This window comes from Nostoc sp. LEGE 06077 (assembly GCF_015207705.1).
In the GTDB taxonomy this organism is placed as follows: Bacteria; Cyanobacteriota; Cyanobacteriia; order Cyanobacteriales; family Nostocaceae; genus Nostoc_B.
In genome coordinates, this window is record NZ_JADEWI010000024.1 from 25,462 (window position 1) to 40,557 (window position 15,096).

10 protein-coding genes are annotated in these 15,096 nt (G+C 36.9%); 6 read left to right on the plus strand and 4 right to left on the minus strand.

Features of this window, described 5'->3' with window-relative positions:
• Positions 1 to 344 precede the first annotated feature (344 nt).
• On the plus strand, positions 345 to 1,496 hold the full coding sequence (locus IQ244_RS16485; protein ID WP_193895929.1) for an SGNH/GDSL hydrolase family protein: 1,152 nt from the start codon (positions 345 to 347) through the stop codon (positions 1,494 to 1,496).
• 5 nt (positions 1,497 to 1,501) lie between these two features.
• Positions 1,502 to 1,864 (plus strand): DUF4864 domain-containing protein, encoded by a 363-nt coding sequence (locus IQ244_RS16490; protein WP_193895931.1) that lies wholly within the window; start codon positions 1,502 to 1,504, stop codon positions 1,862 to 1,864.
• 44 nt (positions 1,865 to 1,908) lie between these two features.
• On the opposite strand, the gene larE is transcribed toward IQ244_RS16490, so the two are convergent.
• Together larE and hrmK are read right to left on the minus strand one after the other, a co-directional pair.
• Entirely contained in the window at positions 1,909 to 2,742 is an 834-nt protein-coding gene (gene larE, locus IQ244_RS16495) for an ATP-dependent sacrificial sulfur transferase LarE (RefSeq protein WP_193895941.1), read from the minus strand.
• Between the two features lie 70 nt (positions 2,743 to 2,812).
• The gene (gene hrmK / locus IQ244_RS16500; protein ID WP_193895943.1) at positions 2,813 to 4,615 is read right to left on the minus strand and encodes a hybrid histidine kinase/response regulator HrmK; all 1,803 of its coding nucleotides are present in this window, start codon (positions 4,613 to 4,615) and stop codon (positions 2,813 to 2,815) included.
• Positions 4,616 to 4,805: 190 nt separating this feature from the next.
• On the opposite strand from hrmK, the gene IQ244_RS16505 reads away from it, so the two are divergent.
• Positions 4,806 to 5,672: a branched-chain amino acid ABC transporter permease gene (locus IQ244_RS16505; protein WP_193895945.1), complete on the plus strand. Its 867-nt coding sequence runs from the start codon at positions 4,806 to 4,808 to the stop codon at positions 5,670 to 5,672.
• Between the two features lie 21 nt (positions 5,673 to 5,693).
• Here IQ244_RS16505 and IQ244_RS16510 read toward each other — a convergent pair whose 3' ends face one another.
• Complete coding sequence (locus tag IQ244_RS16510) at positions 5,694 to 5,831, minus strand: photosystem I protein PsaX (RefSeq protein WP_193895947.1); 138 nt, start codon at positions 5,829 to 5,831, stop codon at positions 5,694 to 5,696.
• A 125-nt stretch (positions 5,832 to 5,956) separates the two neighbouring features.
• Complete coding sequence (gene lipA, locus IQ244_RS16515) at positions 5,957 to 6,880, minus strand: lipoyl synthase (protein ID WP_193895949.1); 924 nt, start codon at positions 6,878 to 6,880, stop codon at positions 5,957 to 5,959.
• A 342-nt stretch (positions 6,881 to 7,222) separates the two neighbouring features.
• On the opposite strand from lipA, the gene IQ244_RS16520 reads away from it, so the two are divergent.
• The 3 genes from IQ244_RS16520 (at position 7,223) to deoC (ending at position 15,066) form a co-directional block, all read left to right on the plus strand.
• Positions 7,223 to 7,885 (plus strand): response regulator, encoded by a 663-nt coding sequence (locus tag IQ244_RS16520; protein WP_193895951.1) that lies wholly within the window; start codon positions 7,223 to 7,225, stop codon positions 7,883 to 7,885.
• A gap of 583 nt (positions 7,886 to 8,468) precedes the next feature.
• Positions 8,469 to 14,087, plus strand: coding sequence for an ATP-binding sensor histidine kinase (locus IQ244_RS16525; RefSeq protein WP_193895953.1), 5,619 nt, complete (start codon positions 8,469 to 8,471; stop codon positions 14,085 to 14,087).
• Between the two features lie 298 nt (positions 14,088 to 14,385).
• On the plus strand, positions 14,386 to 15,066 hold the full coding sequence (deoC, locus tag IQ244_RS16530; protein ID WP_193895955.1) for a deoxyribose-phosphate aldolase: 681 nt from the start codon (positions 14,386 to 14,388) through the stop codon (positions 15,064 to 15,066).
• Positions 15,067 to 15,096: the final 30 nt, after the last annotated feature.

A 15,096-nucleotide genomic window follows, 5' to 3' on the forward strand; every position in this document is an offset into this window, starting at 1 on the left:
TAAATACTTGGTATACTTAGGAAAATTATTGCTAGATACCGTAAATATATTGACTGATTGAGTCACAATATAAAGTATCTGCAAAGAGCTAACCCACCCAATTAACTAATTTCCAGATTCACTGTAATGCGGCAGTAAAGTCATTTCAATTACTCAGAAAGTCCTATTTCTAGAACAAGTTGCGTTAAAGAGATTATGAATTCCCAATATAATCTTGTTAAACTGCTTTACAGTACTACTCAGTGTAAATAAAAATAATAACTTAACCCAGAGGAATTCATCCTGAACACAGGTAACAAATGCTGTCATAAGGGAAAGTACTAAGTATGAGGAAATACAAAGCGATGAGGCACAATTATCTGTTGGCAGTAGGCTTGTTAACAGGATTGGCGATACCAGCATCGACGCTTCCACCTCTGTTAAACATATTGCCAGTAAATTCTAGTTACCTGTGGAATTCAAAACATCATTCACTGTTAATGGTAGGAAACAAAAATTTTCCTAGTTTTGATACATCCTTACCAGAATTACCCTACCAAGCTTTACAACATATAAAAAATTCGCACTCAACAGTAGGTGCAAAAGTTATTCCTAGTGTTGATATTTCATCACAACCTTTAAAATATTCACAGTCAAAAGTAAACGAAAAAAACGTCTCAAATCTTGATGAATCTTTACCAGCAATTAGTGAACAAGGATTTTTAGCGCCAATAGAATCACTATTTAATCGCAACCCTCAACCATCAAATCTGCCGCTAACATCTGGTTATCAACTTTATTACCAAAGACTCGCAGCTTTAAAGACTGGTCAAATTTATACACGTATATCTGATGATTCCCCATCTTTTTCCGAGTCTAATAAACAGCACCAATTAACTTACGAAGATTGGAAAAGTTTATTAGCTTTAGAAGCTAAAGCAGTGACTAAAGGTCAAGGAAACAATCATCTAAGTATTATGGTGGGGGATTCTTTAAGTATGTGGTTTCCCCCCGAAAAACTTCCAAGTGGCAAACTCTGGCTGAATCAAGGTATATCTGGTGATACGTCTGGTGGAATTTTAAAAAGATTGGGAGCGTTTTCCGCAACCAGACCAGAAATTATTTACATCATGGCGGGGATTAACGATTTACGCAAAGGGGTAAACGATGAAAGCATTTTGCAAAATCACCGCCAGATTATTCGCCGTTTACGAAAGGAACACCCAAACGCTCAAATAATTGTGCAATCAATTTTGCCTACAAGCTTACCAACAATTTCTAATAGCCGAATTCGTCAGATTAATTTTCAACTTTCCCTCATTGCTAAACAAGAGGGAGCTAATTATTTAAATATTCATGATTGGTTTACGGATTTTGAAGGCAATTTACGTTTAGAGTTAACCACAGATGGATTACATCTATCTCAAGAGGGGTATGATGTTTGGCGTTCAGCACTGGAACAGGTCGAGTATAAGCTTACTCAGGGTGAACATGAGAGATTGCGATCGCAATTTTAAAATTTATGGAAATTAATGATAGTGATTCTATTGCCATCCGTTCTGTAATTGAAGGTCAATTAGCGGCTTTTCTCAAAGATGATGCTAAAGTTGCTTTTACTTTCGCTAGTCCAGGAATTCAAGAGCAATTTCAAAGCCCAGAAAGCTTTATGCGGATGGTAATGGTGAACTACCCGGCTGTATATCGCCCTCGTTCAGTCGTTTTTGAAAAAATTACTACTATCCAAGACAATATTACTCAACCTGTGTTGTTGCTGAGTCCTCATGGAGTGCCTTTAAGGGCATTATATTTTATGGAACAGCAACTTGATGATACTTGGAGAATCAACGGTTGCATTTTAGTATCGGTAGAAGCGGAGATTATTTAATGTTAGTAATCAGTAATCAGTTAAATATCGAAAGTGTTTGTAAGTTAAATCTGATTTGTAACTTTTAAATTCTGGTGTAACACTTGATTTAACTTACCGCTGCGATAACCTTCTAAGTCGAGGGTGACATAGATAAATCCAAATTCTTGGAATGCGGAAACTACAGATGGTAAATCAACTGCTAAGACAAAATCTTTAATTTTTTCTGGCGCTAATTCAATCCTTGCTGTATCACCTTCAGAACGTACGCGCAAATTCTCCCATCCGAGTTTTCGCAGATAAATTTCCGATCTACCAACTCGTTGCAATTTGGCTACCGTAATTTCTTCACCGTACGGAAAGCGCGAACTTAAGCAAGGTTGAGCCGGTTTATCCCACCAAGGTAAACCAAGATGTTGGGAAAGTTGGCGGACTTCTAATTTTGACACACCAACTTCTGCTAAAGGCGATCGCGCACCTCGTTCTTTAGCGGCTTGAATTCCTGGACGATAATCATGTAAGTCATCGGCGTTCACCCCATCCACTACATAGGGGTATCCGAACTGAATAGCTAATGGTTTGAGAGTGTCGTGTAATTCACTTTTGCAAAAATAGCAGCGATTTACAGGATTAGAGGTGTAATTAGGATTTTCCATCTCATAGGTTTGAACAATTTGATGGGAAATCCCAATAGTTGCGGCTTGAATTTTTGCGTCTTCTAATTCTTCTGGTAACAGCGAAGGTGAAACTGCTGTCACAGCCATTGCGCGATCGCCTAAAACATCATAAGCAATCTTGGCAACTAAAGTGCTGTCTACACCGCCAGAATAAGCAATTAACGCACGTTCCATTTCGCCAAACAAGGCTTTTAGTTGCTCCAGTTTTTCAGTTAATTTCATCTTAAATTCCTGACACAAGCTTTACATTTCCCCACAAATTCTATTTTAGGGTGTAAAGAAAATCTGTGTTTTAGCTGTTTGATGTTTCAGATTCTGGGGTTGGTAATTTAATATACTTAGCTACCAGCGCCGCTAAAAGTGGTAAATCCAGAGGTTTCGAGATATATTCATTTACTCCTGATGCTAGACAAGTTTCGCGATCGCCTTTCATCGCTCTTGCCGTTTGAGCAATTACCGGAATCATGCGATATTCAGGCTGTTGACGTAGTTGCTGCACCACACTCAGTCCGTTTTCATCTGGTAACTGAATATCGATTAAAATTAATCCGGGTTTTTGCTGTGAAAGAATCACCTTCATTTCTGTGGCATTTTTAATCCAAGTTACCTGATAACCCAACCTCTCCAGATAAGTTTGCATCAACTTACCATTAGGTAGATCATCTTCCACTAACAAAATGCTGAAGTTAGAACTAGGGGCGACATCTGGAGATACCCCTGAAATATCTTCTGCATCTAATTGAGCTTGTCTATTTTCCTCCACTTCTGTTACTGGTCTAACAGGAAGGATAATAGTAAAACGCGAACCACAGTTAACATCTGATTCTACTTCCACAGAACCGCCGTGAATTTCCGCGAGTTTCTTTGTCACAACTAAACCCAAACCGGTACCTTCATCACGATTAGTTACAGAGTTAGCAATTTGAAAATAAGGTTGAAAAAGTTGCGCTTGATCTATTTTGGAGATGCCAATCCCCGTATCCCAAACTGTGAAACTGACAAATTCACCTTGAGGTACAACTTGTAAACCCACCTCACCAGTACAAGTAAACTTAACGGCATTGAAGAGCAAATTTAACAGCATTTGCTTGAGCCGTAAGGGGTCAGCAACTAAAATTTTTACTGTGGGGTCTAGTTCTATGTGCAGCTTTAAACCTTTGTTAGCCGCTTTTTCTTTGACTAATGCCAAAACATTCCGACACAGTTCTGGCACATTCACTTCTTCTTGTTGTACTTCTAACTGATTAGCTTCAATTTTCGAGAGGTCTAAAATATCATTAATCAGAGCTAACAGGTGTTTGCCACTAGACTGAATGATATTTAAATATTCTTGATGACGTTCTTTAGTTGGTTCGTAACCTTGAGCTAAGAGTAGATGGGTGAAGCCGATAATGGAACTCAAGGGTGTGCGAATTTCATGGCTGGTATTGGCCAGAAATTGATTTTTGAGTTGATTTGTTCTTTCTAGTTCTTGATTAGAACTACCCATATTTTGAGATCGTTGTTGCCAAGATTGTATTTGTTTAATTTGAGCCAGAGCCTCAGCAAACTGTTGGGTAACTCTGATGAATAATTGTGGTTTAAGTTGTATCTGTGATGCTGTAAGCAGTTCACGAGGTGCTTTCGCAATAATTAGCCAGCCAATAATGCCAGAATCACTGGCTAAAGGCCAAGCACTGGGCGGTTGCTGATTGGCTAAATGCTGCAAATCTTCAATTTCAATTATCTGCGCCAATTTCAACCGCAGTTTTTTGCCTTTTTCCGACATCACTTCTAAAACTGGCGATGGAGAAGCGGAAACATAACAAACTTGAGCAAATTTTGTTTGTGGTTGAGACAGTGCGATCGCTACTCTACTATTGTTCAAAGCAATATCGAGTTCATCGACAACTGTTTGAAAAATATGTGCTTCTGTAGTTTCTATCTGTACAGTAGACGCAAAAGCAGAAAGTAGGTAATCATTCAGGCGACTTTGCAACTTGTTCAAGCTGCGCTCTAACCACAACTCCGCACGGAGTTGTTGAATTGTTGCCAACAGTGTTGGCGTTGCATCTACTTGTGAGTTTTGTTCTGGTAAGCTTGAATACTGCTGCATGGTCAACTAGACCGCTGAACAAGTTTAGCCTGGCGCAAAATTGCGAACAAGATTCTATGTATATTAGCTCACAAATCTTTATTGTTCACAAACTCTAACTTTTACTGTTTATGGTAACAGACGTAACAATAGTTTTTGCATAAATCACTCAAATCAAATTTCTTGAGATTAACTTATTTGCTTAAAAATCATGGATACACAAGTTATACAACTGATTGTCAATGGTATTGCTTTAGGAAGCATTATTGCTCTAGCTGCTGTTGGTCTAACTCTTACCTACGGGATTTTACGGTTATCTAACTTTGCTCATGGTGATTTTCTGACTTTAGGCGCTTACTTGACTTTGTTGGTAAATACCGCTGGGGTAAATATCTGGCTATCAATGATTTTGGCAGTGGTCGGAACAGTAGCGGCAATGCTGTTATCAGAGAAGTTGTTGTGGTCAAAAATGCGCTTGATTCGTGCTACTTCTACAACACTGATTATTATTTCGATTGGTTTAGCCTTATTCCTCCGCAATGGCATTATTTTGCTTTGGGGTGGCAAAAACCAAAATTACAATGTTCCTGTAACCTCTGCTTGGGATTTTTTTGGTGTCAAAGTCCCACAAAATCAATTGTTGGTATTAGGTCTAGCAGTGTTAGCAATTGTCGGACTGCATTACCTCCTGCAAAATACGAAAATTGGGAAAGCAATGCGAGCCGTAGCAGATGATCTAGATTTAGCCAGAGTTTCGGGAATCAACGTTGAGCAAGTTATTCTTTGGACTTGGCTGATTGCTGGAACACTCACTTCTTTGGGTGGCAGTATGTACGGTTTAATTACAGCAGTGCGCCCAAATATGGGATGGTTTTTAATTTTGCCTTTGTTTGCTTCGGTAATTTTAGGGGGAATTGGTAATCCCTACGGAGCGATCGCTGCAGCCTTTATCATTGGTATTGCACAGGAAGTTAGCACTATTTGGCTGGGTTCTCAGTATAAACAAGGTATTGCCTTGCTGATGATGATTTTGGTGCTGCTCATCCGTCCTAAAGGTTTATTTAAAGGCACGATTTGAGCAGCACCAGCCCACTTCTAACTATTGAATGATGTTGAAGTAGTAAGCTGCTACCAAGAAGTTAACACCTAAAAGCAGCAATGCCCAAGCTGTACGAAATGGGTAGGGTGGTTTTGCTCCAGTGTTAGCAACTGCGGAATTCTTGCTTTGAGTAGCCATAGAGGGTTCTCCTAAATGTCATGACTTTTTCAGAAATACCAAATAGCTGCACCAATTAGCCATATTCGTTAAAAATATTTGTCTAGCGAGGGCTGAGTCCTAAGTTAAGATTCACACTTTATATTTCAGACTTCAGACTTCACACTTGTTTCTTCTCCTGCATGGTAAGAACTGCGAACCAGCGGCCCGGAACGGACATGGCTGAATCCCATTTTCCATCCTAGGCTGGCAAGCTGATCAAATTCCGCTGGAGTCCAGTATTTTTGTACGGGCAGATGATCTAAAGAAGGACGCATATACTGGCCAATAGTTAAGCGATCGCATCCTACAGTTCTTAAATCTGCCATTGCTTCAATGACTTCTTCTATTGTCTCTCCATGTCCCAGCATTAAACCAGATTTGGTGGGAATAGTCGGGTCAATTTCTTTAACTATAGCCAAGACTCGCAGCGAGCGATCGTATTTTGCCCCCCGACGTACTCGGCCTGTTAATCTTTGGACTGTCTCAATATTGTGATTAAAGCAAGCTGGTTTAGCCGAGACAATCAGCGCAATTCGTTGGCGCTGTCCTGCTTCTGCAACGCCCGCACCACCCCAAAAATCAGGTGTCAATACTTCAATCTGAGTTTCTGGGTTTAACTGCCTGATAGTTGCCATTGTTTTGACAAAGTGTTCTGCACCTTGGTCTGGCAAATCATCCCGCGCCACAGAAGTCAAAACCACATAACGTAAGCCTAAAAGTTGCACAGACTCTGCTACCTTTTGTGATTCTTCTAAGTCAAGTGGCATTGGTGCATGACCTTTATCAACTTGACAAAAAGCACACGCGCGGGTGCAGGTTGGCCCCATGAGTAAGAAAGTCGCCGTTTTTTGGGCATAGCACTCTCTCCGGTTCGGGCAACGTCCTTCTTCGCAAATTGTGTGAATTTGGCGCTGTTTAATAATGCGTTGTACAGTAGAAATTTCGCTGGCTTTGCCAATAGAGCGCCGTAACCAGCTAGGCATGGCTATGATTTCTGACTTAAATTCGGCTGGTTGTAAAGGAGTCATAAATCCCAGATAAATTCAAAGATAACGTGAGGTAGTTTTCTCTCGATTCAGGCGGACACAGAAAGTTTATGGATAAGGGGGTGAGCAATGTAAATGAGTAAAACCCTGATACCCAACTTAAACAATTAACCGTTGTGCGTAAGTCCTGAAGCCTTAAATATCACCATGACACAAACTACTGAGAGTACGAATACAAGTTTTCCAAAACACTGTCAACAAAGCTATTTATACCGAAATATACTATCCCCCAATCCATAAAAAATTTAGATATAGTGGGATGACTCTCAAGGTCAAGCGGCATAGCCGTGATTAAACTTAAATTTTCTGTTAGAGAAATCAGTCGTGGCCAGTAACAAAATTTTAGTTATCGATGACACTACAGTTGTCAGGGTAAAAGTACGAGAAATGTTACCTCCAGGTAACTTTGATGTATTAGAAGCTAAAGACGGGTTAGAAGGGTTAAATTTTATCCGTCAAGAAAAACTCAGCTTGATCATGCTAGATTTCCTGCTACCGAAAATGAGTGGTTGGGAAGTTTTTCAACAAATTCAAGCCCAGCCTGAGTTAAGAAAAATTCCCTTAGTGATCATGTCTGGTCGCAAGGAAGAAGTTACCGAAAAACTCCCAGAACCATTTGAATACTTTGATTTTCTGGGCAAACCATTTGATAAAAAGCAATTGATTGATGCGATTAAATCAGCGATGGCTAAGGCCAAGCTACCGCGTCAAGAACCAGTTTTGGTAGGAGCAGTTGCTGCGAAAAATGGTGCTAGTACTGCCACTAGTGTAAATACAAGCAGTACAAGTGCGATCGCCGATCACGACACAATCACCGCAGTTGGTGTTGATAAGTCTCCATTACCAACAACATCTAATGTTGAAACAGCCTCCTTAGCAGAAATTAAAGCGCTGAATGAGAAAGTAGTGCAAATGCAAGCTGAGATAGATGGATTGAAAAAACAGTTAGCTCAGGTAGTAACATTTATTAAACAGAAAATCAAGTAAAATTCCAACTTACTTTTATCTCTGTTGCATTTAGTAATTTGTTGTCAAAATTCACATTCAAGTTGGGTTTAGAGAGTAATCTTTTCATTTATTCTAGTTAAAACCTAGGATAAATACTACCAATGAGTCAATTTTCTAGAAAGTAATAACATTACTAGTAGTCAATGATTAGGAGTCTTAATTTAGTAGAGATATTAAACTACAATATCTCTACTAAATTATATTATTTATAGCCAATAATTTATTTTCTGTTAGTTCACTTTCAGCTTAAATACTTCATATATTTCCTCTCGACATAGATAAAAATTACATAAGTCTTGAAATATACAAGAACAATTTTTTATAAAGTTTTATAGTATTTCCAATTCCGGTAAGGTATAAAATCACTCTTCTCCAGCCATCCTTTTGGAAAGCGGTATATATTAAGTGCTTGAGAATTGCTATATTAATATTTTATATATTTATTGCACTGCCCATATTTTTTATAATTAATTTAAACAGAAATTTAGGGTTAATAATGATATTAGTAATTTATTTATGGGAATACTGAAACAATAGTATTTAGAACTAGGCATAAGCTGAGATGTTAACAGTATCAGACACGATATATCCTATAGTTGGCTATCAAATTACTGAGCAAATATACTCTGGTAGCAAAACCCTAGTTTATCGTGGTTTTAGAGAACAAGACCACAAAGCTGTTATTCTCAAACTGATGCGAAATGAATATCCGACTTTTACTGAAATTGCTCAATTTCGTAATCAATACACTATTACTCAAAATCTTGAAATTACTGGAATAGTCAAACCCTATAGCCTAGAAAACTACCGCAATGGCTATATTTTGATTATGGAAGATTTTGGTGGTATATCTCTCAAAGAATGGCGGTTAGAAAAATATGCAATTGGTGAAAATTTTCTGTCCCTAAATGACTTTTTTCATATTTCTATTAAAGTCACAACAACTTTAGAGCTACTCCATCGTCATCGCATTATTCATAAAGACATCAAACCGGCAAATATTTTGATTCACCCAATAACAGGAGAACTCAAACTGATTGACTTTAGTATCTCTACACTTTTACCCAAAGAAATTCAATCAGTTACTAATCCTAATATCTTAGAAGGCACTTTAGCTTATATTTCTCCCGAACAAACAGGACGGATGAATCGAGGTATTGACTACCGTAGCGATTTTTATTCTTTGGGGATAACTTTTTTTGAACTACTGACTGGAAATTTACCATTCATCAGTTCTGAACCAATGGAGCTAGTTTATTCTCATATTGCTAAAGAGTCACCAAAACCAGATGCTATTAACTCTAATATTCCATCAATTCTCTCTGATATTGTTTATAAATTAATTGCTAAAAATGCCGAAGACCGTTATCAGAGCGCTCACGGACTGAGACATGACTTAGAAATATGTCAAAAGCAATGGCAAGAGACTGGAAGTATTTTACCTTTTGAACTAGCACAGAAGGATATATCTAGTCAATTTGTTATTCCAGAAAAACTTTATGGACGACAACGCGAAGTCGAAACTTTACTAAGTACTTTTGAGCGGGTGGCTAGTCATCAAACAGAAGTTATTTTAGTCACAGGTTCTTCTGGTATTGGTAAAACTGCTGTAATTAATGAAATTCATAAACCTATTATTCGGCAACGTAGTTATTTTATTAAAGGTAAATTTGATCAATTTCAACGTGACATACCATTATCAGCTTTAATTCAAGCATTACGAAATCTAATTGGGCAATTATTAGCAGAAAATGATGTCCATATCCAACAGTGGAAAGACAATATTTTGTCAGTATTAGGAACACAAAGCCAGATAATAATTGATGTGATTCCTGAATTGGAAAAAATTATTGGTAAACAACCACAGATTGTAGAACTATCTGGCAGTGCAACTCAAAATCGCTTTAACTTATTATTTAAAAGATTTATCCAAGTTTTCACTACAAAAGACCATCCTCTAGTCATATTTCTCGATGATTTACAATGGGCAGATCATGCTTCTTTAAAATTTATTCAATTATTAATAAGCTCTAATACATCTTCTGCTATTGTAAGTGAAACAAATAACTCAGTCCAAACTCCAGGCAATATATTACTAATTGGTGCATATAGGGATAATGAAATATCTAATATACATCCTTTATTTTTAACATTAAATGAAATTAGTGACTCTGGAACTAAAATTAATCAAATTCAACTTTTACCATTAAATCAGTCTAGTTTAAACTATTTGATTGCTGATACACTTTGCTGTTCTGAGTTATTAGCTATACCTTTAACACAAATGGTTTTTGCTAAAACTCAGGGCAATCCCTTTTTTGCTACGCAATTTCTTAAGGGATTATATGACGAAGGACTCATAACACTAAATTTTGAATTGGGATATTGGCAATATGATCTAGCAAAAATTAAAAATCTCACATTTACAGATGATGTTGTAGAGTTTATGGCAATTCAAATAGCAAAACTGCCACAAAATACGCAAAATATTTTACAGCTTGCGGCTTGTATTAGTAATGAATTTGACTTAAAAACTCTATCTATCGTATGTGAAAAATCTGTGATGGATACGGCATCAGATTTATGGCCATCATTAATTGAAGGTCTAATTATACCTCAAAATAATGGATCTATTTCTTTGTCAGATGATGATTATTCTAAATTAGATAGTATTAATAATCATCCTGTAAATCAAACACCGATTAATTATCAACTACCTAAATATAAATTTGTTCATGACCGTGTACAGCAAGCAGCTTATTCTTTAATTAACAAAGACCAAAAGAAATTAACTCATCTCAAAATTGGATTACTTTTATTAAGTAATATCCCAATAGCAGAAAGAGAAGAAAAGATTTTTGAATTGGTTAATCAGCTGAATATAGCAGTAGAATTTATTACCCAACAGACTCAGCGTAGTGAACTGGCCGTCATGAATTTGGCTGCTGGACGTAAAGCTTTAGCTTCAACAGCTTATTCAGCAGCATTTAAATATTTGAATGCAGGTATTAGCCTACTGACAGATAATAGCTGGGATACTGAATATGAATTGACTTTAGGTCTGTATGAGACAGCAGCAGAAGTAGCATATCTCAATGGAGATTTTGCCCAAACAGAGAAACTTGTGCAAATAGTTTTGCTCAAGGCTAAAAATATCTTGGATAAAGTCAAGGTAATTGACATTACTATTCAGGCATCTGGAGCGCAAAATAAAGCACGAGAAGGTGTCAAAGCTGGACTAGATTTTTTAAAATTGTTTGGCGTTGAATTTCCAGAATATCCTAGCCAGTTGGATGTTCAAAAAGCAATGGATGAAACAGATAAATATTTTATTAATAGGGACATTGAAAGTTTAATATATTTGCCAAATATGAAAGATGCAGAAGCACTGGCAATCATGCATATTTTATCTAGTGTTATTGCTTTTGCCTACACTGTAATTCCTGAACTTTTTCCGCTGATGGTTTTGCAACAGATAAATTTATCTATAGAGTATGGTAACTCTTCCTTCTCTACATATGCGTATGTTTGCTATGGACTAATACTCTGTGGATTAGTTGAAGATATTGAGTCTGGCTATAAATTTGGTAAATTAGCCACAAGCTTATTATCAAAATTAAATAATAAAGAAATGAGGGCTAAAGTTACTCAGACATTTAACGCCCATATTAAACATTGGCAAGATCCTGTTAGTGAATCTTTGAAGCCTCTTCTAGAAGCTTACTCTGCTGGTTTAGAAGTGGGAGATCTGGAATTTGCGGCCTATTCCTTAAAAGCATCCTGCTATATTGCCTATTTTAGTGGTAAAACACTAATTTCTCTGGAAAGGGAAATGGCAAATTACAGTTATGCCTCTCAGCAGATAAAACAAGATCGGGTATTTTACTGGATTGAAATTTATCGACAGACTGTTTTAAATTTAAAAGATAATGTTCAAAACCCTTGTTATTTAATTGGTAATGCTTACAATGAAGAAAAATTAGTTCCTCTTCATTTACAAGCTAACGATATAAATGCTCTTTTCTATTTATATTTATGCAAACTACATCTATGTTTTTTACTAGCAGAATATACTGAAGCTGTTAACTATGCCATATATGCGGAACAGTATTTAAGTGGGGGAATTGGTCAATTTGCTTTTCCGCAATTTTTCTTTTATGATTCTCTTGCTTGGTTAGCTGTATATCATAATTCTGAGGCATCTAAACAAGCCGAAATATTGATTAAAGTTTTAGCTAATCAGGCAAAAATGTGGAGATGGTCACTGAGCGCTCCCAAAAATTATTTAAATAAATTTTATTTAGTAGAAGCGGAAAAATGTCGAATATTAAACCAGTATCTGGAAGCAATAGATTATTACGATCGCGCTATTTATCTGGCTAAAGAAAATGAGTTTATCCATGAAGAAGCTTTAGCTAATGAATTAGCCGCTAATTTTTACTTGCTTTGGGCTAAAGAAAAGATTGCCAAACCTTACTTGATTGATGCTTATTATGGCTATGTGCGCTGGGGAGCATTAACTAAAGCCCAAGATTTGCAAAAACGCCATCCTTATTTACTCGCTACTATTATCCAAGAAGAAAAACTAAGCCAAGATTTCAAACAACATAACCAAGCAGAGTTGTGCATATCTTTAACTCATAATATGCAGACTTCTCTCAGCAGTAATGAAACTGTTGTTAGTTCTAATACGAGTATTTCAGATATGCTAGATTTAGCATCTGTTATTAAAGCTTCGCAAGCGCTGTCAGGTGAAATTAATCTTGAAGATTTGCTCTCTACTCTCATGACAGTTGTTATGGAAAATGCAGGTGCTTCTAAATGTGTTTTAGTTTTGAATAAAGATGATAATTCAGGGTTTACTGTCAGCGCTATCAGCTATATTGGCAGTTCAACAAATGTCCATACAGAGTTTCCCTCAATTTCTTTGGACTTGTGCAATGATGTTCCAATTGCTGTAATCAACTATGTTAAACGTAGCCGAGAAATATTAGTAATTGATGATGCGATCGCTCAAGCATTTCTAGGAACAGACACATATATTTTGCGTGAACAACCCAAGAGTCTGTTATGTATTCCCATGATTAATCAAAATCAATTGGTTGGAATACTGTATTTAGAAAACAATCTGGCTACAGGTGCTTTTACTAGCGATCGCTTAAAAATTCTCAATCTCTTAACCAGCCAAGCTACAATTTCTCTTGAGAATGCTACTCTCTATGAGAATTTAAACCGAACTAAACAGCAATTAGAAGAATATAATCATAATTTAGAGGAGAAAGTTGCAACAAGGACAATCGAACTCAAAGATAAAAATAAAATTTTGCAACAAGCATTACAGGAGTTACAGAGGACTCAAGCACAGTTAATTCAAAGTGAAAAAATGTCTTCTTTAGGTCAAATGGTAGCAGGTATTGCCCATGAAATTAATAATCCCATCAATTTTATTCATGGCAATCTTGTTCACACCAGTGAATATATTAATGATTTACTAAAATTAGTGGCTTTATATCAACAAGAATATCCACATCCTACAGAGATTATTACTGAGAAATCTGAAGAAATAGATTTTGATTTCTTAATAGATGATTTACCTAAAACTATCGATTCTATGAAAATTGGTAGTTCACGTATTCGTGATATTATTTTGGGTTTACGTAACTTTTCACGCTTAGATGAATCGGAAATGAAACCTGTAAATATTCATGAAGGTATCGATAATACTTTAATGATTTTACAGCATCAATTCAAAGAAAAAAGTCACTTACCTGAGATTAAGGTAATTAAAGAATATGCAGATTTACCAGAGGTCAACTGTTATGCAGGTCAACTTAATCAAGTTTTTATGAACATTCTGAGTAATGCGATCGATGTTTTAGAAGGCAGCTTTGGAAATAATCAAAATCAGCCAAAGAATGAGCATCCGCAAATCAAAATTTGTACGGAACTAGCAGACTCTCATACTATCAGAATTAAAATTGCTGATAATGGTAGCGGCATACCAGAAACTATTCGGCAAAAAATATTTGACCCATTTTTTACAACTAAAGCAGTGGGAAGCGGTACTGGGTTGGGTTTATCAATTAGCTATCAGATTGTAGTTGATAAACATCAGGGCAATTTATTTTTTAATTCTGAATTAGGGCAAGGAACTGAGTTTGTGATTGAAATACCTAGGTGATAGATTTTTTCCTGACAATACAGAGCTTAAATTATAAATTTAATATGTACTAAATTAGCTAAAACTATTCTTGATTTTTTAGGAATTAACCCGGAAAAACTGTTGAATTGCCTCAAGAGCAAACTGCCTAAAGATTAACAAATTAGTTACAATAATTAAAGAAACTCAAAATGACCTGATTGATTAAACCAAATGATCAGCCTATTTTGGGGATCAATTGGTCGTCGATGTGGTTTAAGATATAGTAAATGTCTTAATTTTTTATAAAGCTTAATAATCATTCATAGGCAAAAGCTCAATGGCAGCAGACTATCCAGATATTGATATTGCGCCATTTATCGATCACGCCCTGTTAACGCCAACGGCTATTCCAGAGCAGGTTGAGCAATGGTGTGAACAAGCATATAGATTTAACTTTGCGGCGGTTTGCATTTACCCCACCTATGTTAAGCAAGCAGCAGAACTTCTCAAAGGGAAAACGCCAAAAGTTTGTACAGTGATTGGCTTTCCTCATGGGGCAACAACTTCAGCAGTTAAGCTGTATGAAGCTCAAGAAGCTGTGGAAAATGGAGCCACGGAGTTAGATGTTGTGCTTAACTTAGGTTGGTTGAAGGTGGGAAAAACAGAGGAAGTTCACCAAGAAATTGCCGAGATTTGCGAAGAAACTGGGCAAACAGTCAAGGTGATTTTGGAAACCAGCCTGCTGACAGATGCCGAAAAAAGACTAGCGGCAGAAATATGTATGGATGCAGGTGCAGCATTCTTGAAAACAAGTACAGGTTGGAATGGCAGTGCCACAGTAGCGGATGTGACTTTTTTGCAAGGAGTAGTCCGAGAAAGTATAGGAATTAAAGCTTCTGGAGGTATTCGGACTTACGAGCAAGCCTTAGACTTAATCCTAGCGGGCGCTACTAGATTAGGCACGTCTCGCGGTATCGATTTGATCCGCCAGCGCGATAATCTGGAGAAAAGGGAATAGTCATTTTTCCTTTGTCATTTGTGAGCCACT